This window comes from Sulfitobacter sp. 1A13496 (assembly GCF_043557225.1).
GTDB classification, from domain to species: Bacteria; Pseudomonadota; Alphaproteobacteria; order Rhodobacterales; family Rhodobacteraceae; genus Sulfitobacter; species Sulfitobacter faviae.
Genome location: NZ_JBIFFP010000001.1, coordinates 412,692 through 435,570 on the forward strand (window position 1 = coordinate 412,692; position 22,879 = coordinate 435,570).

Annotated in this window: 22 protein-coding genes; 16 read left to right on the forward strand and 6 right to left on the reverse strand. The window is 63.9% G+C overall.

What is annotated here, in order from left to right:
* Positions 1-21: 21 nt before the first annotated feature.
* Together ACGYLX_RS02075 and ACGYLX_RS02080 are read right to left on the reverse strand one after the other, a co-directional pair.
* Complete coding sequence (locus ACGYLX_RS02075; RefSeq protein ID WP_394447079.1) at positions 22-879, reverse strand: bile acid:sodium symporter family protein; 858 nt, start codon at positions 877-879, stop codon at positions 22-24.
* 76 nt (positions 880-955) lie between these two features.
* Complete coding sequence (locus ACGYLX_RS02080; protein ID WP_394447081.1) at positions 956-2,728, reverse strand: SLC13 family permease; 1,773 nt, start codon at positions 2,726-2,728, stop codon at positions 956-958.
* A 119-nt stretch (positions 2,729-2,847) separates the two neighbouring features.
* Here ACGYLX_RS02080 and ACGYLX_RS02085 point away from each other — a divergent pair, with 119 nt between their 5' ends.
* Positions 2,848-3,588 (forward strand): YebC/PmpR family DNA-binding transcriptional regulator, encoded by a 741-nt coding sequence (locus ACGYLX_RS02085; RefSeq protein WP_394402223.1) that lies wholly within the window; start codon positions 2,848-2,850, stop codon positions 3,586-3,588.
* On the opposite strand, the gene ACGYLX_RS02090 is transcribed toward ACGYLX_RS02085, so the two are convergent.
* Positions 3,585-4,466: a LysR family transcriptional regulator ArgP gene (locus ACGYLX_RS02090; RefSeq protein WP_394447083.1), complete on the reverse strand. Its 882-nt coding sequence runs from the start codon at positions 4,464-4,466 to the stop codon at positions 3,585-3,587. The two genes, ACGYLX_RS02085 and ACGYLX_RS02090, sit on opposite strands and share 4 nt — an antisense overlap.
* A 91-nt stretch (positions 4,467-4,557) precedes the next feature.
* On the opposite strand from ACGYLX_RS02090, the gene ACGYLX_RS02095 reads away from it, so the two are divergent.
* The 6 genes from ACGYLX_RS02095 (at position 4,558) to ACGYLX_RS02120 (ending at position 10,897) form a co-directional block, all read left to right on the forward strand.
* Positions 4,558-5,157, forward strand: coding sequence for a LysE/ArgO family amino acid transporter (locus ACGYLX_RS02095; protein ID WP_209219057.1), 600 nt, complete (start codon positions 4,558-4,560; stop codon positions 5,155-5,157).
* A 55-nt stretch (positions 5,158-5,212) separates the two neighbouring features.
* A complete protein-coding gene (locus tag ACGYLX_RS02100) occupies positions 5,213-6,142 on the forward strand; it encodes a DMT family transporter (protein ID WP_136720479.1) in 930 nt (309 codons plus the stop codon).
* A 92-nt stretch (positions 6,143-6,234) separates the two neighbouring features.
* Positions 6,235-6,810, forward strand: coding sequence for a choline-responsive transcriptional repressor BetI (betI, locus tag ACGYLX_RS02105; protein ID WP_209219056.1), 576 nt, complete (start codon positions 6,235-6,237; stop codon positions 6,808-6,810).
* Positions 6,811-6,886: 76 nt separating this feature from the next.
* A complete protein-coding gene (betB, locus tag ACGYLX_RS02110; RefSeq protein WP_394447085.1) occupies positions 6,887-8,344 on the forward strand; it encodes a betaine-aldehyde dehydrogenase in 1,458 nt (485 codons plus the stop codon).
* A 158-nt stretch (positions 8,345-8,502) separates the two neighbouring features.
* Positions 8,503-10,161, forward strand: coding sequence for a choline dehydrogenase (betA, locus tag ACGYLX_RS02115; RefSeq protein ID WP_394447087.1), 1,659 nt, complete (start codon positions 8,503-8,505; stop codon positions 10,159-10,161).
* Between the two features lie 61 nt (positions 10,162-10,222).
* Positions 10,223-10,897, forward strand: coding sequence for a thermonuclease family protein (locus tag ACGYLX_RS02120; protein ID WP_394447089.1), 675 nt, complete (start codon positions 10,223-10,225; stop codon positions 10,895-10,897).
* Here ACGYLX_RS02120 and ACGYLX_RS02125 read toward each other — a convergent pair whose 3' ends face one another.
* Positions 10,898-12,298, reverse strand: a complete 1,401-nt coding sequence (locus ACGYLX_RS02125) for a short-chain fatty acyl-CoA regulator family protein (protein ID WP_394447091.1) — start codon at positions 12,296-12,298, stop codon at positions 10,898-10,900.
* A gap of 78 nt (positions 12,299-12,376) precedes the next feature.
* A complete protein-coding gene (locus ACGYLX_RS02130) occupies positions 12,377-13,591 on the reverse strand; it encodes a multidrug effflux MFS transporter (RefSeq protein WP_394447093.1) in 1,215 nt (404 codons plus the stop codon).
* A gap of 169 nt (positions 13,592-13,760) precedes the next feature.
* Here ACGYLX_RS02130 and ACGYLX_RS02135 point away from each other — a divergent pair, with 169 nt between their 5' ends.
* From ACGYLX_RS02135 to ACGYLX_RS02165, 7 genes are all read left to right on the forward strand, one after another.
* Entirely contained in the window at positions 13,761-15,293 is a 1,533-nt protein-coding gene (locus ACGYLX_RS02135) for an acyl-CoA carboxylase subunit beta (protein ID WP_168612268.1), read from the forward strand.
* Between the two features lie 105 nt (positions 15,294-15,398).
* A complete protein-coding gene (locus ACGYLX_RS02140; protein ID WP_271687933.1) occupies positions 15,399-15,653 on the forward strand; it encodes a Rho termination factor in 255 nt (84 codons plus the stop codon).
* On the forward strand, positions 15,551-16,051 hold the full coding sequence (locus ACGYLX_RS02145; protein WP_394416605.1) for a DUF6497 family protein: 501 nt from the start codon (positions 15,551-15,553) through the stop codon (positions 16,049-16,051). The genes ACGYLX_RS02140 and ACGYLX_RS02145 overlap by 103 nt, the downstream gene beginning before the upstream one ends.
* Positions 16,052-16,265: 214 nt before the next feature.
* Entirely contained in the window at positions 16,266-16,406 is a 141-nt protein-coding gene (locus ACGYLX_RS02150) for a hypothetical protein (protein WP_168613065.1), read from the forward strand.
* Between the two features lie 81 nt (positions 16,407-16,487).
* Entirely contained in the window at positions 16,488-16,835 is a 348-nt protein-coding gene (locus tag ACGYLX_RS02155; protein ID WP_067261657.1) for a hypothetical protein, read from the forward strand.
* A 319-nt stretch (positions 16,836-17,154) separates the two neighbouring features.
* Positions 17,155-17,361 carry a hypothetical protein gene (locus tag ACGYLX_RS02160; RefSeq protein ID WP_067261646.1) on the forward strand — a complete coding sequence of 69 codons (207 nt, stop codon included), beginning with the start codon at positions 17,155-17,157 and terminating at the stop codon, positions 17,359-17,361.
* Between the two features lie 132 nt (positions 17,362-17,493).
* On the forward strand, positions 17,494-19,539 hold the full coding sequence (locus ACGYLX_RS02165; RefSeq protein WP_394447095.1) for an acetyl-CoA carboxylase biotin carboxylase subunit: 2,046 nt from the start codon (positions 17,494-17,496) through the stop codon (positions 19,537-19,539).
* 42 nt (positions 19,540-19,581) lie between these two features.
* Here ACGYLX_RS02165 and ACGYLX_RS02170 read toward each other — a convergent pair whose 3' ends face one another.
* Positions 19,582-20,037, reverse strand: a complete 456-nt coding sequence (locus ACGYLX_RS02170) for a DUF4174 domain-containing protein (protein WP_394447097.1) — start codon at positions 20,035-20,037, stop codon at positions 19,582-19,584.
* A 165-nt stretch (positions 20,038-20,202) separates the two neighbouring features.
* On the opposite strand from ACGYLX_RS02170, the gene scpA reads away from it, so the two are divergent.
* Together scpA and ACGYLX_RS02180 are read left to right on the forward strand one after the other, a co-directional pair.
* Positions 20,203-22,344 (forward strand): methylmalonyl-CoA mutase, encoded by a 2,142-nt coding sequence (gene scpA, locus ACGYLX_RS02175; protein ID WP_394447099.1) that lies wholly within the window; start codon positions 20,203-20,205, stop codon positions 22,342-22,344.
* Positions 22,344-22,865 carry a GNAT family N-acetyltransferase gene (locus ACGYLX_RS02180; RefSeq protein WP_394447100.1) on the forward strand — a complete coding sequence of 174 codons (522 nt, stop codon included), beginning with the start codon at positions 22,344-22,346 and terminating at the stop codon, positions 22,863-22,865. The genes scpA and ACGYLX_RS02180 overlap by 1 nt, the downstream gene beginning before the upstream one ends.
* Positions 22,866-22,879 lie beyond the last annotated feature (14 nt).

Genomic DNA, 22,879 nt, shown 5'->3' on the forward strand with positions numbered 1-22,879 from the left:
TGCTTGGCGGGCGTCGCCCCCTCAGCGTCCGCGCATCCAAAGGACGAAGGGCAGGGCCACCAGATACATCGTGATGCCATAGACCGCCGAGGGCAGGGCATAGGCGCTGAACCCCGACACTTGGCCCGAGATCAACCCGGCGAGGGTGATGCCGAGCGTCGCGTTCTGGATGCCCACTTCGATCGAGATCGTCTTGCGGGTCTGCCATGCCAGCCCGGCCGCGGCGGCAATGCCCAGCCCTAGCAACATCAGCGCCGCGTTCACGCTAATAAGCGCGGGACCAAGCCGGGCGAGATTCTCGGTGAAAACGCTCCAATTTCCGGCCAATGCGGCGAGGACAATCAGCACGAAGAGCAGCGCGGCGAGGGCGGAGAGGCCCGGCTCGATCCGCGCGGCAAAGCCGGGGGCGAGGTGGCGCAGGGCAAGCCCAAGCGCCACGGGCAAGGTGGTGATCACGAACATCGCCACCGCCAGCGCCGCGACCGAAACATCCGGCGCGGCATCGCCCATGAAGTGCCGCACGGCGATGGCGGTGAAAACTGGCACGGTCAGGATGCTCAGAAGCGAGACCACCGCCGTCAAAGTCACCGAAAGCGCCACATCCCCCCGCGCGAACTTGCTGATCATATTCGAGGTCACGCCGCCCGGGCAGAAGGAGAGGATCATCAGCCCGACGGCCAGTTCTCCGCGCAGGCCAAAGGCCATGGCCACCGCCCATGCGGCAGCGGGCACCAGCACCACTTGGCAAAGCGCGCCCAAGGCAAAGGCGCGCGGGTATTTCGCCACGCGGGTGAAGTCTGGGACCGTGAGGCCCACGCCCAGCGACAGCATGATGATCGCCAATGACAGCGGCAGTACGACGTTGATTAGAATGTCCATTTGTCCCCCCCAAAGCTGACCTTCAGCCTAGGGGCGGCAAATATGCTCTGGCAAGTCCGACGCGCGGGGGCGGCTGTTAAAGCGGCCAGAAGAACAGGATGGCGGGGATCGACACGGCGACGACGATGATCTCCAGCGGCAGTCCCATGCGCCAATAGTCGCCAAAGGAATAGCCGCCGGGGCCGAGGATCAGCGTGTTGTTCTTATGCCCAATCGGCGTCAGGAAAGCCGAAGAGGCCGCCACTGCGACCGCCATCAGGAACGGATCGGGAGAGACGCCGAGCGACTGCGCCATCTGGATGCCCACGGGGGCCGCGACGATGGTCGTCGCGGTGTTGTTGAGCACATCCGACAGCGACATGGTCACCAACATCAGCACCGTGAGGACCACCCAAGCGGGCAGCCCCTCGGTCAGCCCCACCAGCGCGCCCGCGATCAATTCGGTCCCGCCCGAAGTCTCGAGCGCCGCGCCCAGCGGGATCATGGAGCCTAACAGAACGATCACCGGCCATTCGATATGGGTATAGAGTTCCGACAGCGGCACGATCTTGGCCAGCACATAGCCGACCACCACGATGCCAAGCGCAATGGGCAGGTAGATCAGCCCGAAGGAGGCCGCCGCCACGGCCCCCGCGAACATCGCAATGGCGAGCCATGTCTTGCTGTCTTGCGTCACCGCAAGCCCCCGGTCGGCCAGCGGCAGCACGCCCAGCCAGTCGGTGACATGGGCGACCGTGTCTCGCGGGACCAGCAGCAACAGGATGTCCCCGGGTTTCAGTTCGGTCGTACGCAGTTGCGAGGTGATCTTGCGGCCCTGTCGCGACAGGCCCAGCAGCACCGTGCGCTGACGCCACGACAGGCCCACCGCCTGCGCTGTGCGTCCGTTGAGCCGCGAGCCATCGGTCACCACGACCTCGACAATCTCGACCCCGTCGCCATCGGCCAGCAGGAGATCTTCACGGTCCCGGTCGGCCAGCGCGAGGTTCAGCGTGCTGCGGAATTCGTCCAATGCATCGGGCGTGGCCTCAAGCACGATCGCGTCTCCGGCTTGCAGCACCACGTTACGCGCCGTGCCATAGCGCCGCTTGCCGTCACGCATCAGGCCCAAGATCGCCACATCGGCGCGATGCGCCTCTTCTTGCAACTCGGCCAGCCGTTTGCCGATCTGTTTGTTGCCCTCGGGCACGGTCAGCTCGGCGATATATTGAGCGATATCCTCAGCCTCGATCATCGCGTCTTCGCGGGCGGGGATCAGCCGCCAGCCGATCAGCGCGACAAAGATCAGCCCCGCAATGGCGGCCAACCCGCCCACGGGGGCGAAATCGAACATCTTGAAAGGCGCGCCCAAGGATTCCTGCCGGATGGAGGCGATGATGATATTGGGCGGCGTGCCGATCAGCGTGGCCATGCCGCCAAGGATGGTGGCGAAACTGAGTGGCATCAGGCTCAGCCCCGGCGCGCGGCCCGCTTTGCGTGCGGTTTGGATGTCGACCGGCATCAGCAAAGCCAAGGCGGCGACGTTGTTCATAAAGGCCGATAGCACCCCGCCCACGGCGCCCATCATGGTGATATGCGCGCCCAGGCTGCGCGAACTGTCAACCAGCGTGCGGGTGATCAGCATCACCGCGCCCGAACGGACCAACCCAGCCGAGACCACCAAGACCAGCGCCACGATCAGCGTGGCCGGATGGCCGAAACCGTCAAAGGCGTTTTCCGTGGGCACCACCCCCAGCACCACGCCGAGCATCAGCGCCCCGAAGGCCACGATGTCATAGCGAAACCGCCCCCAGAGCAGCAGACCAAAGACCGCGCCGAAGAGGGTGAAAAGGATGATCTGATCAGTGGTCATAAATCCGGTCTAACGTGGTTGCCCCATTGGCGGAAAGCTAAGCACAGGCCGGGTGGCTTGTTCCAGCGGTGATGCTGGCATATAGAGTGGCGCAAACGCATTGCCAGAACGAGGTATTCATGGCCGGTCACTCCAAATGGGCAAACATCCAGCATCGCAAGGGCCGTCAGGACAAGCTGCGCGCCAAGGTGTTTTCCAAACTCTCCAAGGAAATCACCATCGCGGCCAAGATGGGCGACCCCGACCCGGACAAGAACCCGCGTCTTCGTCTGGCGGTGAAAGAGGCCAAGGGCCAGTCCATGCCCAAGGACAACATCGAACGCGCCATCAAGAAGGCCGTCGGCGGTGAGGGCGAGGATTACGAGGAAATCCGCTATGAGGGCTATGGCCCCAATGGCGTAGCGGTGATCGTTGAGGCGATGACCGACAACCGCAACCGCACCGCTTCGACCGTGCGCTCGACCTTCACCAAGAATGGCGGCAATCTGGGCGAGACAGGCTCAGTCGGTTTCATGTTCGAGCGCAAGGGCGAGGTGATCTATCCCGCGTCCGTGGGCGACGCGGACACCGTGATGATGGCGGCGATTGAGGCCGGGGCCGAAGATGTCGAAAGCTCCGAAGAAGGTCATGTGATCTATTGCGCCGACACCGATCTCAACGACGTGTCGACCGCGCTGGAGGCCGAACTGGGCGAGTCGGAATCGACCAAGCTGATCTGGCGTCCGACCACCACCACCGAGATGGATCTTGAGAACATGGAAAAGCTGATGAAGCTGATCGATGCGCTTGAGGAAGATGACGACGTGCAGCGCGTCACCACCAACTTTGAAGCCTCCGACGAGGTTATGTCGCAGCTTTAACGCGGCATTTGCACCAGCGCCTCGCGCGCCGCGGCCCTTATGGCGGCGGTGAGCGGGGCCAGCGCGGGCGCCATGATCCGCGCCACCTGCCAGTAAAGCGGCACATCCAGCGGCAGCGCCTCGTCGAGTGACACGAGCCGCCCCGCCGCCATATCCTCGGCCACCAGCGGCGCGGGGTTCATCCCCCAGCCCAGCCCTTGACGCGCTGCTGCGACAAAGCCGTGGCTTGAGGGCAGATGGTGGCTTGGCGGGGTCAGTCGCTGCCCGGTCTTTCGCATCAACCATCGCCCTTGCAGTTGATCCTTATGATCGAAGGTGAGCATCGGCGCGCGGGCCAGCGCCTCGGTCGTGACGCCCTCGGCAAACCAGGTCTCGCGATAGGTGGGGCTGGCGGTGGCATGATAGCGCAGCGCCCCCAAGGGCAGGACATCGCAGCCCGGTGCCGCGCGGGCTTGCCCCGTCACCGCCGCGCTGACCTCCCCCTTTCGCAGCCAATCGGCAGAGGTGTCTTGGTCGTCGATCATCAGATCGAAGAGCATGTCGGGCACCTGCGCCAGCGCCGGGATCAGCCATGTGGCCAAGACATCCGCAGGCACCGCAAGGCGCAGCCGGGGCGGGGCGGTGGCATCGCCCGCGCCAAGCGCCTGCGCTTCGAGCAGGGCCACATCCTCCGCATGTTTGGCAAGACGCTGGCCCATGGGCGTGCCGGTGCAGGGCTGGCCGCGCAGAACGAGGGTGGCCCCCACACGATCCTCCAGTGCCTTCACCCGTTGCGAAATTGCCGAGGGGGTCACCCCCAGCACCGCCGCCGCGGCATCAAAACTGCCGAGCCGCAGGATATGGGCCAATGCGGTTAGCTGCGCGCTGTCGAGCTGCATAAGATTTGCTAATCCTAACGTAGACTATTGAATTTGAGTAATCTGAACCGCCGGGCTAGGCAAAGACAACCCATGTTATAGGACGCCTTTGATGTTCACCTCTCTCCTTCCCGGCTTCGCCCTCAGCCTCACCCTCATCATGGCCATCGGGGCGCAGAACGCCTTTGTCTTGCGCCAAGGGCTGCGCCGCGAACATGTGCTGCCGGTGGTGCTGGTCTGCGCTGCCTCGGACGCGGTGTTGATCATGTCGGGGGTCGCGGGTTTTGGCGCGCTGGCCGAGGCGGCCCCGTGGTTCGGCCCGCTGATGCGCTATGGCGGCGCGGCTTTCCTGCTGTGGTACGGCTGGCGCAACGCGGTTTCCGCATGGCAGGGCGGGGAGGCGCTGGAGGCCGAGGGGCAATCCACCCGCAGCCTGCGCAAGGCGATCCTAACACTGCTGGCGCTGACGTGGCTGAACCCGCATGTCTACCTCGACACCTTGGTGCTGCTCGGTTCGATCTCGGCGCAATATCCCGACCGGCTGAGCTTTGGCATCGGAGCGGTGCTGGCAAGCTTCGTCTTCTTCTTCTCACTGGGCTATGGCGCGCGGCTGCTGGCGCCGCTCTTTGCCAGACCGCGCAGTTGGCAGGTCTTGGACGCCATCATCGCCGTGACCATGTGGGCGATTGCCATTAAACTGCTTGCGATGTGAATAAAAATGCCGCGCCCATCTTGCCCTTGGCAGCGCTTTGGGAAAGGGTCGCGGCATGACACACTCTCCCGCCACCACCCCCGACATCCCCGCTCCGCCCAACCGCCCGCTTGTCGGGGTCTTTTGGATGTTGGTGACGGGGGCCTGTTTCATCGGCGTGACCGCGCTGGTGAAATACATGGGGCCGCGCTTGCCTTCGGCCGAGGCCGCTTTCCTGCGCTACGCCATGGGGTTGGTCTTTGTCCTGCCGGTCCTGCGGTCGCTGCTGGCCACACCGGTAAGCCGGCGGCAATGGGGGCTTTTCGGCATGCGGGGCCTGTGCCACGCAGGCGGGGTGATCCTGTGGTTCTACGCCATGACCCGCCTGCCCATCGCCGAGGTGACCGCGATGAACTACCTCGCGCCGATCTATGTCACCGTGGGTGCCGCGATCTTTCTGGGGGAGAAGCTGGCCGCACGGCGCATCGTGGCGGTCTGTCTGGGGCTGGCGGGGGCGGCGATCATCCTGCGGCCCGGTTTTCGCGAAGTCTCTACCGGGCATTTGGCGATGTTGCTGGCGGCGGTGGTCTTTGCCGGGTCCTACCTCTTGGCCAAGGTGCTGGCGGATGAGGCGCGCCCGGTGATGATCGTGACCATGCTGTCAATCTTCGTCACCATCGGGCTAGCGCCCTTCGCCTTCGCCGTCTGGATCACGCCGACACCGCAGGAACTGTTGATCCTCGCCGGGGTCGCCTTTTTCGCAACGGCGGGGCATTTCACCATGACGCTGGCTTTTGCCGCCGCCCCGGTGACGGTGACGCAGCCGGTCACTTTCCTGCAATTGGTCTGGGCCACGATCCTCGGCGTGGTGGTCTTTGCCGAGCCGGTGGACCTCTGGGTCGTGCTGGGCGGGGCGGTGATCTTAGGCTCTGTCACCTTTATCACATGGCGCGAAGCGATGCTGAAACGGCAGGTCACGCCCCCCTCGCATGCGACGAAATTCTGACCTTCCGCCCCGTCGGTCGGTACTTGATTGACGAGTCAATAAAGATTCCCCTATCCTGAGGCGGTCAACACTGCCCCAAGGATCCGAATCCAATGCCCAAAGTCGGAATGGAACCCATTCGCCGCTCTGCGCTGGTCAAAGCCACCATCGCCGAGATCGGCGAGGCCCAGTCGCTGGATGTGACGGTGAGCCAGATCGCCAAGCGGGCAGGCATGTCGAGCGCGCTGGCGCATCACTACTTCGGCGGTAAGAACCAGATCTTTCTGGCGGCGATGCGGCACATCTTGTCGGAATATGCCGCCGGGGTCCGCGAACGGCTTGCCACGGCCCGCACGCCGCATGACCGCGCGGCGGCGATCATCGTGGCCAGTTTCGACGATACCGGCTTTCACCCCGGCACGATCAGCGCTTGGATGACACTCTACGCCCATGCCCGCACCAACCCCGAAACCCGGCGCTTGCTGACGGCTTACCAAAGCCGGTTGCGGTCCAACCTCACACATGCGCTGCGCCCGATCAGCCCCCAGCCCGAAGGCGACGCCGAAACCTTGGCGGCGCTGATCGACGGGCTCTACCTGCGCGCGGCGCTGTCGGATGGCGTCAGCGCGGCAGAGGCCATGACCCGCGCGCTCTATACGCTCGACCTGCTGCTTAAAGCAGGCCGTTGAACACCGCGGAGACGGGCGGCACCGCCGCGCTCCGCCTCCCTGAACACTCCTCGCCTCAGGCAAGAAAGTCCCTTTGATGTCCTATGATCCCCAACCCACCGCCAGCCACTTTATCGACGGTGCCTATGTCGAAGACACCAATGGCACGCCGATCCCGGTGATCTACCCGGCAACGGGCGAAAAGATCGCCACGGTCTATGCCGCCACGCCTCAGATCGTGGAGCAGGCCATCGCCTCGGCCCGACGCGCGCAGGCCGCATGGGGCGCGATGAGCGGCACGGAGCGGGGCCGTATCCTGCGCCGCGCCGCCGACATGATCCGCGACCGCAACCACGACCTCTCGGTGCTGGAAACCCAAGACTCCGGCAAACCCTATCAGGAGACCTCCGTCGCCGATGCCACCAGCGGCGCGGACGCGCTGGAGTATTTTGGCGGCCTCGCTGGCAGCCTGACGGGCGAACATATCCAACTGGGCGAGGACTGGGTCTATACCCGCCGCGAGCCCTTGGGCGTCTGTGTCGGCATCGGGGCATGGAACTACCCCACCCAGATCGCCTGCTGGAAGGCCGCCCCCGCGCTGGCCTGCGGCAATGCGATGATCTTCAAACCGTCCGAGACCACGCCGCTCTGCGCCCTGAAGGTCGCCGAAATCCTGATCGAGGCCGGGCTGCCCGCGGGGCTTTTCAACGTGGTGCAGGGCATGGGCGAGGTCGGCCAGTCGCTGGTCACCGACGCCCGCGTCGACAAAGTCTCGCTCACCGGCTCGGTGCCCACGGGGCGCAAAGTCTATGCCGCCGCCGCCGAGGGCATCAAACATGTGACGATGGAACTGGGCGGCAAGTCGCCCCTGATCGTCTTCGAGGATGCGGATATCGACAATGCCGTCGGCGGCGCGATCCTGGGCAACTTCTACAGCTCCGGCCAGATCTGCTCGAACGGCACGCGGGTCTTCGTGCACCGCGACATCAAGGAGAAGTTCCTCGCGCGCCTTTCCGAGCGGCTGGACAACGCCGTGATCGGTGACCCGATGGACCCCGATACAAGCTTCGGCCCCATGGTCAGCGAACGCCAGATGCAGATTGCGCTAGACTACGTCGAAAAGGGCAAGGCCGAAGGCGCGCGACTGGTCTATGGCGGCACCCGGATCGAACGTGACGGTTTCTACATGCAGCCCACGGTCTTTGCCGATGTGACCGACGACATGGTCATCGCCCGCGAAGAGATTTTCGGCCCCGTCATGGCGGTGCTCGACTTCGAGGACGAGGGTGAGGTCATGACCCGCGCCAACGCGACCGAGTTCGGCCTTGCTGCCGGTGTCTTCACCCGCGACCTCACCCGCGCGCACCGCGTCGCGGCCGGGTTCGAAGCCGGGACCTGCTACATCAACAGCTACAACGACGCGCCGGTCGAAGCGCCCTTTGGCGGCATGAAGAACTCCGGTGTCGGCCGCGAGAACGCCAAGGCGGCGATCGAGCACTACAGCCAGGTGAAATCGGTCTACGTGCGCATGGGCGATGTCGAGGCGCCCTTCTAAGGGGGCGAATTTGCTGAGAGGTGCTTGAGGGATCGGCCTGATCCTCAAGTCACCTCGTCAATTCTGGGGAGCGATTCCCCACCGCCTCAAGGACAAGCCGCGCCTGCGCGCGGTGCTGCGCATCCTTGACCCGGCGGGGAATCACGGAAGGAAGAGCTATGGAAGCTGAATTTGTCATCGTCGGCGCGGGCTCCGCGGGCTGCGCCATGGCCTACCGTCTGGCCGAAGCGGGCCGGAAGGTCATCGTTATCGAACACGGCGGCAGCGATGCGGGGCCTTTCATCCAGATGCCGGCGGCGCTCAGCTACCCGATGAACATGCCGCGCTACGACTGGGGCTATAAATCCGAGCCCGAGCCGCATTTGAACAACCGCGAATTGGTCTGCCCGCGCGGCAAGGTGATCGGCGGCTCGTCGTCGATCAACGGCATGGTCTACGTGCGCGGCCACGCCAAGGATTTCGACCATTGGGAAGAGTCCGGCGCGCGCGGCTGGTCCTACTCGGATGTGCTGCCCTACTACAAACGCATGGAGACATGGCACGAGAACGGCCACGGCGGCGATGCGGCATGGCGCGGCAAGGACGGCCCGCTGCACGTCAGCCGCGGCCCGCGCGAGAACCCGCTATTCGACGCCTTCGTGCAGGCCGGGGCGCAGGCCGGCTACCCGGTGACCCATGACTACAACGGCGAGAAGCAGGAGGGCTTCGGCCCGATGGAGCAGACCGTCTGGAACGGGCGGCGCTGGTCGGCGGCCAATGCCTATCTGCGTCCGGCGCAGAAGACGGGCAATGTCACCCTGATCCGCGCGCTGGCGCAGCGCGTGGTGATCGAAGAGGGCCGTGCTGTGGGTGTCGAGGTCAAGCGTGGCCGCGCGACGGAGGTGATCCGCGCCAGCCGCGAGGTGGTGCTGGCGGCGTCTTCGATCAACTCGCCGAAACTGCTGATGCTTTCGGGGATCGGCCCTGCCGCGCATCTGGCCGAACACGGCATCGAGGTGCTGGCCGACCGCCCCGGCGTGGGGCAGAACCTGCAGGACCATCTGGAGCTTTACATCCAGATGGCCTCGCGCCAGCCGATCACGCTCTACAAGCACTGGAACCTCTTGTCGAAGGCCGTCATCGGCGCGCAGTGGCTGTTCACCAAGACCGGCATGGGCGCCTCGAACCAGTTCGAATCTGCGGCCTTCATCCGCTCGAAACCCGGCGTGGAATACCCTGATATTCAATACCATTTCCTGCCCATTGCCGTGCGCTACGACGGGCAGGCGGCGGCCGAGGGGCACGGGTTCCAAGCCCATACGGGGCCGATGCGCTCCAAATCGCGCGGTGCCGTTACCCTGCGCTCCGCCGACCCGGCCGAGGCGCCGCGTATTCGCTTCAACTACATGTCCCATCCCGACGATTGGGAGGAGTTTCGCACCTGTATCCGCCTCACGCGGGAAATCTTCGCGCAGGATGCCTTCAGGCCCTTCGTTAAACACGAGATCCAGCCCGGCGCCGCGCTGCAGTCGGACGCGGAGCTTGATGCCTTCATCGCCGAACACGCCGAGAGCGCCTATCACCCCTGCGGCACCTGCCGCATGGGGGCGGCGGACGATCCGAACGCCGTGGTCGACCCGCAGGCACGGGTGATTGGGGTCGAGGGGCTGCGCGTGGCCGACAGTTCGATTTTCCCGCGGATCACCAACGGCAACCTCAACGCGCCCTCGATCATGGTCGGTGAAAAGGTCTCCGACCTGCTTCTGGGCCGCGATCCGCTGCCGCGCGCGAATGACGAACCTTGGGTGCATCCGAACTGGCAGGTGGCGCAGCGTTGATCGTTAACCTGCCTTAACATCCTGTCTTGAAGGCCGCGGGGCAGGGCGTCATACCTGCCTCATGTTAAGGATTTGTTCACTTTTCGCTCTCAGTCTGACACTGAGTCTCGCAACTGGATCGGCGGGGGCGCAGACCGTCTCGGGTGTGGTCCGCGTGATCGACGGGGATACTTTCGATCTCGGCGGTACGCGCATCCGCTTGCATGGTATTGATGCGCTCGAGTCCAGCCAGACCTGCGAGACAGAGGGCGGGCAGGCTTGGGCCTGCGGAGATTGGACAACGAGGGAGGTGCGCGACAGATACCAAGGGGCCGACGCGCATTGTGAGGCACTGGACCGCGACCGCTATGATCGCATTGTCGCCCGCTGCCATGTGGGCAACGTTGACGTGGGGCAGGCGCTGGTGCGTGACGGGCTGGCCTTTGCCTATCGGAAATATTCGATGGACTATGATCTGGATGAGAAGGCCGCCTTTGTCGCGGGCCGTGGGATTCATGGGTTCAAGACGGTTTCCCCCGCCCGCTACCGCGTGACCCGCCGCAGCGGGTCCGAGCCTGCCCGGCCCGAGGGGAGCTGCCAGATCAAAGGCAATATCAGCGCCAAGGGGGTCAAGATTTACCATATGCCGGGGCAGGAATTTTACAGCCGCACCCGCATCAGCACCCGCAAAGGGGAGCGTTGGTTCTGTTCCGAAGCCGAGGCGCGCGGCGCGGGTTGGCGGCGTGCGCGGCGCTGATCACTCCACCCGGTAGGGCAGGGTGTCGCGCAGATGCGGGTCGACCACCAACTGCCGCTCTAGCGGCGGGACGGAGCGTTGATGGCAATCCCGGCGTTCGCAAATCCGGCAGGAAATGCCAATCGGTTCAAAGGCATCGCTGCGGGTGACATCCATCCCATCGGCATAGACCAGCGCGGGCGCATGGCGCACCTCGCAGCCCAGTGAAATCGCGTAGCGCCGCACTGGCGCGCCAAACCGCCCCGCCGGTTTCGAGATGTCCCGCGCCAAACTGATATAGCGCACCCCATCCGGCGTCTCGGCCAGTTGCCGCAGGAACCGCCCCGGCGTCTCAAAGGCGCGGTGGACGTTCCAAAGCGGGCAGGCGCCGCCGAAACGCGCGAATTGCAGCCGGGTGGCGGAATGGCGTTTGGTAATTGTTCCCGCCTGATCGACCCGGACGAAGAAGAAGGGCACCCCCTTCGCGCCGGGGCGCTGCATTGTCGACAGCCGATGCGCCACCTGCTCGATCGAGGCACCGAAATGCCCGGCCAGCACCTCCAGATCATGGCGGCAGTCCTGCGCCTTTTGCAAAAACCGCCCATAGGGCAAGAGGGCCGCCCCGGCGAAATAATTGGCCAGCCCAATCTTTGCGATATCCCGCGCCGCGGCGCCGTGGAAGCGGGCGAGGTCCAGCGTCGCCTCCAACAGCGCGTCCTGCTGGGTCAGCGCTACCTGCAACAACATCTGAAAGGTCTGGGTCTCAGGTGCCGCCCGGGCCGATAGATGCAGCACTTTGCGCGCGGGATCATAGGCGCGCAGCCGGTCGTCATCCTCAAAAACCACGCGCACCCCGGCGCTCTCAAGCGCACGCGCCGCGGTCGCCCGCGTGTCACTGCCACTGCCTTCGCGGGTCGCAAAGTGCTCTGCCGCACGGTCGACCGCGTCGATGTAATTGTCGCAATAGTGAAAGAAGTCCCGCACCTCTTCCCAAGGGGAGGGCATCGCACGGGCATCTTCGCGCCCCAGGGCTTCGTCCAGCGAGGCCAGCCGTTCATGCACCTGTCGGTAGCTTTGATGCAGCGCGAGAAAGGCATGTGCCAGCCCCGGCGCGTTGGAGGCGGTAAGGCGCAGATCGGCCACTGGGGGTGCCTTTCCGGCGAAAATCGGATCGGCCAGCGCCTCGCGCAGATCGCTGACCAACCGCTCCCCATCGCCGCTGGAAAGCTCGGTTACATCCAGCCTGAACTCCGACGCCAAGGCGAGCACGACATTGGTGCTGACAGGCCGGTTGTTGTTCTCCATCTGGTTGAGATAGGGCAAGGAGACGCCCAACCGGGCGGCGAAGTCTTTCTGCGTCAGCCCCGCGCGGGTACGGGTCTCACGCAGTTTCACACCGGCATAGAGTTTCTGGATCGCCATCCGCGCGCCTTTGCAACTTTGCAGTCGGGTGCAGCCTAGCTTTGCAAAGCCGGGGTCACAAGTGCGGAGAGCGTGGGCCTAGAGCCCCAAGGCTTTCTCTCGCTGGATCACCACCCAGATGGAGGCGACCGAGGCGATGGCCGTCAGCAGCATGAGCCACAACAGCGGATAGGCCCCGGTTTCGGGGGTGAGCAGGGCGCCCGCCAGCGCGCTCAAGGCCGCGCCGCCGACGATCATGATCGCCCCGCCCAGCCCGGAGGCTGTGCCCGCCAAATGCGGGCGCACCGACAGCATCCCGGCGGTGGCATTGGGAATGCAGAGCCCGTTGCCCAGCCCCACCAGCGTCATCAGCCCGAAAAAGCTGAGCGGGGAGCCGTATCCTGCAAGGAAGATCAGCAGCGACACCGTGCCACCCACGGCATTGGAAATGCAGCCCCAAAGCACCAGCGTATTGACGCCAAACCGGGTCGCCGTCCGCGCGGTGACGAAGTTGCCGATGAAATAGCCGATTGCGGGCGCGCCGAAATAGAGGCCCAGCACCGCAGGCTCCATCCCGAAGACCACGGTGCCCACGAAGGGCGCGCCGCCGAGATAGGCAAAGAAGGCGCCCGAGCAAAAACCCGTGGCCAGCGCATAGCCCCAAAACCGCGGCGAGCGGAGCAGCTCGGGGTATTCGCCGAACTGCTGGCGCAGCGATTTGCCGCTGGCCCGGGCGGTTTCGCCCAAATCTGCCCAAGCCACCCAAAAGACCAGCCCGCCAAGGATAAGCATCGCCCAGAAGGAAGCCTGCCAGCCGAAACCCTGCTCCAGCAAACCGCCCAAGGCGGGGCTGATCATCGGCACCAGCGCCATGCCCATGGTCACATAGCCGATCATGGAGGCCGATTCGTCCTGAGTATAAAGGTCGCGGATCACCGCACGGCTCAGCACCATGCCCGTGGCGATCACAGCCTGCGCCATGCGGAATACCAGAAACACGGCGATGTTCGGCGCCAGCAGACAGCCGACCGTGGCCACGAAAAAGATGCCCAAGCCCCAAAGCATCACCCGCCGCCGCCCGAGGTTGTCCGAAATCGGCCCGATGAAGATTTGCAGTATCCCGCTGAAGAACAGGTAGAGCGGCACCGAAAGCTGGATCACCGCATAATCCGTGCCGAAATGCTCTGCCATCTTCGGCAAGCTGGGCAGGAAGATGTTCATGACCATGGCCGAAAGCCCGGCCAGCAGGATCAGCGTTGAAATATGGGGCGGGGTCGTCCGGTCTAAATACCGGACCCGGGGGATATCGCTCATGCAAATGCAAGTAGTCGCGGGTATGGGAAATGTCCATGTTAACTAGATTGTTTTGCAACTTTTCATTTTGCTTCACCACGCATGTATTGATTTTGCAAATTTGCAAAATTGCGCTTTGGTCAGTTGCGCTCCTCCGGTAGACTGGTCGAAATCACAATAGGGGTGCGTCATGAAAGACATTCTCGAACAACTGGAGCGGCGTCGCGAAGATGCGCGTTTGGGCGGCGGTCAGGCACGGATCGATGCGCAGCACGGCCGCGGCAAGCTCACCGCGCGGGAGCGGGTCGATCTGCTGCTCGACGAAGGCTCCTTCGAGGAATTCGACATGTTCGTCACCCACCGCTGCACCGATTTCGGCATGCAGGATCAAAAGCCCGCGGGCGATGGCGTGGTCACCGGCTGGGGCACGATCAACGGCCGCCTCGTCTATGTCTTTAGTCAGGATTTCACCGTCTTCGGCGGCTCGCTCTCTGAAACCCATGCCCAGAAAATCTGCAAAATCATGGACATGGCAGTGCAAAACGGCGCCCCGGTGATCGGCATCAACGATTCCGGCGGCGCGCGGATCCAAGAAGGTGTGGCCAGCCTTGCAGGCTATGCCGAGGTCTTCCAGCGCAACATCGAAGCCTCCGGCGTGATCCCCCAGATCAGTGTCATCATGGGCCCCTGCGCGGGCGGGGCGGTCTATTCGCCCGCGATGACCGACTTCATCTTCATGGTCAAAGACAGCTCCTATATGTTCGTCACCGGTCCGGACGTGGTGAAAACCGTCACCAACGAAGTCGTCACCGCCGAAGAGCTGGGCGGCGCCACGACCCACACGCGCAAATCCTCCGTCGCCGACGCGGCTTTCGAGAACGATGTTGAGGCATTGGCCGAGGTGCGCCGCCTCGTCGATCTGCTGCCCGCCAACAACCGCGAGAAACCACCGGTCCGCCCCTTCTTCGACGATCCCAACCGGATCGAGCCCTCGCTCGACACGCTGGTCCCGTCGAACGCCAACACCCCCTATGACATGAAGGAATTGATCCTCAAACTGGCGGATGAGGGCGACTTTTACGAAATCCAAGAGGAATTCGCCAAGAACATCATCACCGGTTTCATCCGTCTTGAGGGGCGTACCGTCGGCGTGGTGGCCAACCAGCCGATGGTGCTGGCCGGATGCCTCGACATCGACAGTTCGCGCAAAGCGGCGCGTTTCGTGCGCTTCTGCGATGCCTTCGAAATTCCGATCCTCACGCTCGTCGACGTGCCCGGCTTCCTGCCCGGCACCGGTCAGGAATTCGGCGGCGTCATCAAACACGGCGCGAAACTGCTCTTCGCCTATGGCGAGGCGACGGTGCCGATGGTCACCGTCATCACGCGCAAAGCCTATGGCGGCGCCTATGACGTGATGGCCTCAAAACACCTGCGCTCGGATTTCAACTACGCTTGGCCCACCGCCGAAGTCGCCGTGATGGGCGCCAAGGGCGCAACCGAGATCATCCACCGCAAGGATCTGAACGACCCCGAAAAGATCGCCAAACACACCAAGGATTACGAGGATCGTTTCGCCAATCCCTTCGTGGCCGCCGAACGTGGCTTCATCGACGAGGTGATCCAGCCCCGCAGCACCCGCAAACGGGTCGCCCGCGCCTTCGCCTCTCTGCGCAACAAAAAAGTGCAGACCCCGTGGAAGAAACACGACAACATCCCGCTCTGAGCGCCATCATGCAGCTTCATCCTTTCTCAAATACCGATCCCAGGACGGCCGCGCGCGGAACCCTCGGCGGGCTGGGTGGTTTTCCTTACAAAGGAGGACCGGATCATGCCGAATTCATCCATCAAGGACGAAGAGACCTACAAGTCCCTGCGCGAGGATGGGGCGAGCAAGGAGAAAGCCGCCCGCATCGCCAATGCGCAGGCCAACGACAGCCAGCATCCCGGCCAGAAGGGGGGCAAGCAGCCGCCCTACGAGGATTGGACCAAGGACGATCTCTACGACCGGGCGCAGGAGCTCGGGATCGAAGGGCGCTCGGACATGGACAAGGACGCGCTGATCGACGCGCTGCGCAACCACTAGGCGCTCTTCTGCGCCGAGCCTGGCTGCCAGCCCTGCTGGCGGTCGGGCTTGCAGCCCCCGCGCGGGCCATTGATGTCCCATCTGGACAAACAGTTGACCTGCAAGAGGTCTTGGTCGAGGAACTCGGCGGTGAGACTTGGCTTCGCTTCCGTTTCATTGCGCCGCAGATTGCCAAAGGGCCGGGGGCCATCGCCTATGACCGCGCCGCGCCGGATATGGAACATCTCTGCGCGGTCGTCGCACTTCCTTACATGACTGAACATGCGCTGGCGGGGCAGGTGATCGTCGTCTCCCTCGCCGACCGTCCGGTGGAATTCGGCGCGGCCGACCCCGAGGCGACCCAGTATTTCGAAGCTTTCCGGGCGCAGGATGACACCTGCATTTGGGAGGGTTTGTGATGCGCAGGCAATATCTTGCAAGAATCCGCCGATCCTCGGATTGGAATGATGCTTTGGAGTCACAACGCGACCGATTGCACTTGCAACCGTATCCATTGCCATGTGAATCGCATATGATGCGGTCAAGGAATACCCACGTATCCCTTACCTCAGAACCTGGGCTTGGCCGGCGTGTTGTCGTGTCAGGTTCATTTAACATTAATAGGAGATATACATGTCCAAGAGCATCAAGTTGCTGGCAGCTATCGGTTTCGTCGCAGCGGTTTCGGCCTGCGCACAGCAAGAAGAAGAGTACGTCGTGGTTGAGCCCGAGCCCATCTCGGTTGAGCCCGTCTACACCGGCAAGTACAAGTAATGCCGTTGCAGGGCAGGCGTTTGCGCCTGCCCTGATCCCAGCCACCCCTGCAACCGGGAGGGGTGTCTGATGCCCGCCTATATGCTAAAACACCGCGGGTTCCCCGGGCGTCTGCCCGGCACCGATTTCCAATTCACAATTCGCCGTCCGAACCCCAAAGGGGTCACGCCCATCACCCGGCGTGAACGTCGTCCCGATCGCCGGGCCCCGGACCGCCGCGCCGATACCGCTTTTGTCAAAGCCCTCTGGGAAGCCTTTGGCGAACATCCTTTCGAGCGTGGCAATCTGGATGCGGGCCGCCTGTCATGGCTCTTTGGCCGTGAGGTTCTGCCTGCGACCGATCCTTTCGATCCTGCCGATTACGAAGCGCTGTTGGTGCTCGACGTGGCCGCCGCCCGCGCCGCCTTTCCCGAAGCTTTCGAGGATTGATCGGCATGATGTCGCCGCGCCTGTTCACAGATCAGCATGGCTTTGCCGAAGTTCCCTCCGGGGCTGGCGCAGGCTTGGCGCTGCTGCGGGCTTGGGCCAAGCTTGCCTTGGCTAGCGGCACATCATTTGTCCTTCGTGCCGTTGGACATGAAGACCATACCCCTTCCCCTATCGGGCAGTCGCGCGCTGGTGCGGGGCTGCCCGACTTTTCGAAAGGGTGGTTTTCGCGCCACAGGGCAGCAGACCGAAAAACCGACCGGGAACTTGTCAAACGGCAGGGCGTTGGTCGGATAGTAGATAGCAGTGAAGGAACAGGCACATGTCCATTCGTAACATCATTCTCGCGCTTGGCGCGACAGCCGGTCTGGCCGCATGCGGTGACAACATCGGCGAGCAGGGTCTGGGCGGCGCAGCCGTCGGCGCAGGTGCGGCAGCCGTCACAGGCGGGTCGCTCGCGCAGGGCGCAGCAATCGGCGCTGCAGCCAACGTCGGCTACTGCCAACTCAACCCCGGCAAGTGTAACTGATCACGCCGCAATAGCCGCTTTGCCCTCCAATCGGCAGGGCGGCTCCCCTTTCCAACCTTACCCTACAGGCACCCGCGCAGTTCCGGCTGACGCGGCATTTTGCGTGGCCTGTCACCGTCAAAGGAACTGCTGATGTTTGACAAGATCCTCATTGCCAACCGGGGCGAAATCGCCTGCCGCGTGATCAAGACCGCCAAGAAAATGGGTCTGACCACCGTGGCGATCTATTCCGATGCGGACGCACAGGCGCTGCATGTGGAAATGGCGGATGAGGCCATTCACATCGGCCCGCCCCCGGCGAACCAGTCCTATATCGTCATCGACAAGGTGATGGAGGCGATCAAGCAATCCGGCGCGCAGGCGGTGCATCCGGGCTATGGTTTCTTGAGCGAAAACAGCAAATTCGCCGAGGCGCTGGAGGCCGCTGGCGTGGCCTTCGTCGGCCCGCCGAAAGGGGCCATCGAGAAGATGGGCGACAAGATCACCTCCAAGAAGATCGCCAAAGAGGCCGGGGTTTCCACCGTGCCGGGCTACATGGGGCTGATCGAAGACGCCGAGGAAGCGGTGAAGATCTCCAATGAGATCGGCTACCCGGTGATGCTCAAAGCCTCCGCCGGCGGTGGTGGCAAGGGCATGCGGATCGCCTGGAACGACGAGGAAGCGCGCGAGGGTTTCCAATCGTCCAAGAACGAGGCCGCGAATTCCTTCGGCGATGACCGTATCTTCATTGAGAAATTCGTGACCCAGCCGCGCCACATCGAAATTCAGGTGCTTTGCGACAGCCACGGCAATGGCATCTATCTGGGCGAGCGGGAGTGTTCGATCCAGCGGCGCAACCAGAAGGTGGTCGAAGAGGCGCCGAGCCCCTTCCTTGACGAAGAGACCCGCCGCGCGATGGGCGAACAGGCCGTCGCACTGGCGCAGGCCGTGGGCTACACCAGCGCGGGCACCGTGGAATTCATCGTCGACGGCGACAAGAACTTCTACTTCCTCGAGATGAACACCCGCCTGCAGGTGGAACACCCGGTGACCGAGCTGATCACCGGCGTCGATCTGGTGGAGCAGATGATCCGCGTGGCCAATGGCGAGAAGTTGTCGATCACGCAAGGCGATGTGACGCTGACCGGCTGGGCCATTGAGAACCGGCTCTACGCCGAGGATCCCTACCGCGGCTTCCTGCCCTCCATCGGCCGTCTGACCCGCTACCGCCCGCCGCAGGAGGTGGCCGCGGGGCCGCTTCTGGAGCAGGGCACATGGCAGGGCGACGCGCCCGCCGGTGACATGGCCGTGCGCAACGACACCGGCGTCTACGAGGGCGGCGAGATCTCGATGTATTACGACCCGATGATCGCCAAGCTCTGCACATGGGCGCCGACGCGCGCCGAGGCGATCGAGAAAATGCGCGTGGCGCTCGACAGTTTCGAGGTCGAGGGCATCGGACACAACCTGCCGTTCCTCAGCGCCGTGATGGATCACCCCAAGTTCGTCTCTGGCGAGATGACCACCGCCTTCATCGCCGAGGAATACCCCGATGGTTTCGAAGGCGTGACCCTACCGAAGAGCGAGCTGCGCCGCATCGCCGCCGCCTGTGCCGCCATGCACCGCGTTGGCGAAATCCGCCGCGCCCGCGTCTCGGGCCGGATGGACAACCACGAGCGCAAAGTCGGCAGCGACTGGAACGTGAAGCTTCAGGGTGAGAACTTTGATGTTGTCACCAAGGCCGATCCCGAAGGGGCGACGGTGGCTTTCTCTGACGGCAGTGAAATGCGGGTCAGCGGCGATTGGACCCCGGGCGACCAACTGGCCGAGATGACCGTCGATGGCGCGCCTTTGGTGCTGAAGGTCGGCAAAATCTCAGGCGGCTTCCGCATCCGCACCCGCGGTGCGGACCTGAAGGTCCATGTCCGCACGCCGCGTCAGGCGGAACTGGCGGCCCTGATGCCTGAAAAGCTGCCGCCTGACACATCGAAAATGCTGCTCTGCCCGATGCCGGGTCTGGTGGTGAAGCTCGACGTCGAAGTGGGCGACGAGGTTCAGGAGGGCCAAGCGCTCTGCACCATCGAGGCGATGAAGATGGAAAACATCCTGCGCGCGGAGAAGAAGGGCGTCGTCAGCAAGGTCAACGCCGGTGCGGGCGACAGCCTTGCGGTGGACGATGTGATCATGGAGTTCGAATAGGGTGCGAAGCGGGGGCGATCAGGGCGGGCAGGGCGCGGGGCATCAGCGGATGACGTCGCGCTCTTTCGCCTCTCTGATCTCCCGCTGCCTGAGCGGCATCTTGTCGATGCTGCGGGTGATCTCGCGCACGTCCCAAGGGAAGGGTTTGCGGAGCTCGATCTGGCCTTCCTTGTCGACCAGCACCAGCATGAAACCACGCGGGCGCATCCGCAGCCGCAGCGGACTTCGCGCGGCGGGGTCGGTATCGGTCAGCACGACGACATCGCGCAGGCGCAACTCATCCTCACGCTCGCGGAGGTATTCCATCTGCGCGACGAAGGCGGGGTCGTTCTCGGAATTGGCAAAGACCAGCACGGGCCGTTTGGTCCATTGGAAGGTGCTGAGATCGGCCATATCGGCAGGCAGGAACAACGGATCCTCCACCGGGGCATCGGCCCCTTGGGCCATGGCCGCCGTGGTCATCAATCCTGCAAAAACTAGTGAGATCAAACGTTTCATCAAGGCTCCTGTCCCCTCAAATATAGGGGGCCTGTGCCAGTTTGCGAAGGGCAAAGCGCCGCAGGGGGGATTTATCCCCCTAAGGGCGCGGCCTTTGACAATTCAGCCGTCACAGTTGCGCAGGCCGATGCCTGCCGCCGGGCGCTAAGGGAGAAGGACAAGCATATGACATCCGACCAAAAGGACGCGAAGGCGCGTTGGCAGGAACTGGCTACCGGCGAATTGCGTGGGCGCAGCCTTGACGATCTGACGTGGAAAACGCTGGAGGGGATCGACGTCCAGCCGCTCTACACCGCCGAGGACGTGAACGGGCTGGAGCATCTCGGCAGCATCCCCGGCGAGGCGCCGTTTACGCGCGGCGTGAAGGCGACGATGTATGCGGGCCGCCCTTGGACGATCCGGCAGTATGCGGGTTTCTCCACGGCCGAGGAATCCAACGCCTTCTACCGCCGTGCCTTGGCGGCAGGCCAGCAGGGTGTCTCCGTCGCCTTCGACCTCGCCACCCACCGCGGCTATGACAGTGACCATCCCCGCGTGGAGGGCGACGTTGGCAAGGCGGGCGTGGCCATCGACAGCGTCGAGGACATGAAGATCCTCTTCGATGGCATTCCGCTCGATCAGGTCTCGGTCTCCATGACCATGAACGGCGCGGTGATCCCGATCCTCGCCAATTTTATCGTCGCGGGCGAAGAGCAGGGGCATGACCGGGCCAAGCTCTCGGGCACGATCCAGAACGACATCCTCAAGGAATTCATGGTGCGCAACACCTATGTCTACCCGCCGGAACCGTCGATGCGGATCATCGGGGACATCATCGAATATACCTCGGACCACATGCCGAAGTTCAACTCGATCTCGATCTCGGGCTACCACATGCAGGAGGCGGGGGCGAACCTCGTGCAGGAACTGGCCTTCACCATCGCGGACGGGCGCGAATACGTGCGCACGGCGATTGCGGCGGGTATGGACGTGGACCGCTTCGCGCCGCGGCTGTCGTTCTTCTTCGCCATCGGCATGAACTTCTTCATGGAGGCTGCCAAGCTGCGCGCCGCGCGCCTCCTGTGGTCGCGGGTGATGGAGGAGTTCGAGCCGAAGAACCCCAAGTCCTCGATGCTGCGCACCCATTGCCAGACCTCCGGCGTGAGCTTGGCCGAGCAGGATCCCTACAACAACGTGGTGCGCACGGCTTACGAGGCGCTCTCGGCGGTGCTGGGCGGCACGCAATCGCTGCACACCAACTCGCTCGACGAGGCCATCGGCCTGCCGACCGACCATTCCGCGCGCATTGCCCGCAACACCCAGCTGATCCTGCAGGAAGAGACCGGCATCACCAATGTCGTCGACCCGCTGGCGGGGTCGTATTACGTTGAGAAACTGACCGCCGATCTGGCCGAAGCGGCGTGGAAGCTCATTGAGGAAGTCGAGGAGATGGGCGGCATGACCAAGGCGGTGGCCTCGGGCATGCCCAAGCTCAGGATCGAGGAAGCCGCGGCCCAGCGACAGGCGGGGATCGACCGCGGCACCGAGGTGATCGTGGGCGTCAACAAGTACCGCCGCGACAAGGAAGAGCCGATCGACATTCTCGACGTCGACAACGTCAAGGTGCGCGCAGGACAGGTGGCGCGTCTGGAGCGCATCCGCGCCGAGCGCGACGAAGAGGCCTGCACCGCCGCCTTGGCGGAACTGACACGGCGGGCGGCCGAGGGCGGCAACCTGCTTGACGCCGCGGTCGAGGCCGCGCGCGCACGCGCCACAGTGGGGGAAATCAGCATGGCGATGGAAAAGGAATTCGGACGGCATCGGGCCGAGGTCAAGACGCTCTCAGGCGTCTATGGCGCGGCCTACGAGGGCGACGCGGGCTTTGCCGACATCCAAAAGTCGGTCGATGAGTTTGCCGAGGCCGAGGGCCGCCGCCCGCGCATGTTGGTGGTCAAGATGGGTCAAGACGGCCACGACCGCGGTGCCAAGGTGATCGCCACTGCATTCGCCGACATCGGCTTTGACGTGGACGTGGGGCCGCTGTTCCAGACCCCTGCCGAGGCCGCGCAGGACGCCGTGGACAACGACGTGCATGTCATCGGCATCTCAAGTCAGGCCGCGGGGCACAAGACACTGGCGCCGCAGCTTATTCAGGCGCTGAAGGATGCGGGCGCAGAGGATATCCTCGTGATCTGCGGCGGGGTGATCCCGCAGCAGGATTACAAGTTCCTGCAAGACGCGGGCGTGAAGGCGATCTTTGGTCCCGGCACCAATATCCCAACCGCCGCGCAGGACATCCTGAAGCTGATCCGCGAGACGCGGAAGTGATGCCAGAAGACGGGAGCGCCGCCCGGAAGGACGGCGTGATCCGCCCCGCCGTGGCGCAGGATGCCGCCGCCGTGGCGGCGCTGTGGAACGGTATGATCCGCGACAGCCTGTCGACCTTCACCACCGAGGAAAAGACGCCGGAGGAGATTGCGGCGCTGATCGCCGCCCGCGCCAGTGCCTTTTGGGTGGCCGAAGGGGAGGGCGCGGTGCTTGGCTTTGTCACCTATGGCAGCTTTCGGGGCGGGCCGGGCTATGCCGCGACGGTGGAGCATAGCATCGTCCTGTCCGAGGCAGCGCAGGGGCAGGGGCTGGGCCGCGACCTGATGACACAGGCCATAGAGGCGGCAGCGGCACAGGGCCGCCACACCATGGTCGCCGCGATCAGCAGCGCCAATCCGGGTGCTGTGACATTCCATGAAAAACTGGGCTTTGCGCAGGTCGGGCGGATGCCCGAGGTGGGGCGCAAACATGGCCAATGGCTCGATCTCATCTTGATGCAAAAAACGCTGACTGCATCCTGACTTCCCCGATGCCA